2 protein-coding genes are annotated in these 1,027 nt (G+C 72.4%); both read left to right on the top strand.

Annotated elements, in window-relative coordinates; all coding sequences use genetic code 11:
- The first annotated feature begins 59 nt into the window (after positions 1 to 59).
- Positions 60 to 275 carry a zinc ribbon domain-containing protein gene (locus KBX39_RS31910; RefSeq protein ID WP_043328103.1) on the top strand — a complete coding sequence of 72 codons (216 nt, stop codon included), beginning with the start codon at positions 60 to 62 and terminating at the stop codon, positions 273 to 275.
- A gap of 155 nt (positions 276 to 430) precedes the next feature.
- A partial coding sequence (locus KBX39_RS31905; RefSeq protein ID WP_210874136.1) for an adenylate/guanylate cyclase domain-containing protein occupies positions 431 to 1,027 on the top strand: 597 nt, incomplete at its 3' end.

Below are 1,027 nucleotides of genomic sequence, written 5' to 3'. Positions count from 1 at the left end.
CCACCCGTCGAGTATCACCCATCCGTGTGACGGCGTCAGGTCCGCCGTACGCTGATGTCATGCCCCGGTACGAGTTCCGTTGCCGCGCCTGCGGCGACACCTTCGAGGTCAACCGCCCGATGGCCGAGGCCGCCCAGCCGGCCACCTGCCCGCGGGGTCACGCCGACACGGTGAAGCTGCTCTCCGCTGTCGCCGTCACCGGGCGTGGTGGTTCCGGCCCGACTGGTGGGATTCCCAGCGGTGGAGGTTGCTGCGGCGGCTCCTGCGGCTGCTGAGTTTCCGCCGCTCGTCCCGCGGGTCGAACCGGCTCTTGCCGCCCGTGTGATCTTTTGGCACCTTGGGTCGGAATCCGCCCAACCGTTCTCACGATGCGTGACGGCGCGATCATAGGGCAGCATGGATCCGACGTCAGCGGGCGGAGGTTCGACGTATGTCGCCAGAACACCACCTCCCGAGCGGGTGGGTGACCTTCGTGTTCACCGACATCGAAGGTTCGACCCGGCTGGCCCGGATGCTGGGCCCGGTCTACCGGCCGGTGCTGCACGAGCATCGCCGGCTGCTGCGGGACACCCTCGCCGGCACCGACGGGGCCGAGCTGCTGACCGAGGGCGACTCGTTCTTCCTCGCGTTCCCGGACGCCGCCGCCGCGGTGCACGCCTGCCTGACCGCGCAGCGCGCGCTCGCCGGTCACGACTGGCCCAACCCGGACGCCACGCCCCGGGTCCGGATGGGACTGCACACCGGCTACGCCGAGCCGCGCGACGGCGAGTACGCCAGCCCCGAGGTGCACCGGGCCGCCCGGGTGGCCGCCGCCGCGCACGGCGGGCAGGTGCTCTGCTCGGCCGCCACCGCCAAGCACGCCGAACCGCTGCCGGACGGTGTGTCCCTGCTGGACCTCGGCCTGCACCGGCTGCGTGGCTTCGACGACCGGGAGCGGCTGTTCCAGCTCGTCGCGCCCGGTCTGGAGCGGCGTTTCCCGCGCCCGCGCACCGCCGACGCGGCGGCTCACAATCTGCCCACCCAGGTC

It is taken from the genome of Micromonospora sp. D75, from assembly GCF_018070405.1.
Taxonomy (GTDB): domain Bacteria; phylum Actinomycetota; class Actinomycetes; order Mycobacteriales; family Micromonosporaceae; genus Micromonospora; species Micromonospora chalcea.
This window is presented reverse-complemented; position numbering and strand designations above follow the sequence as displayed.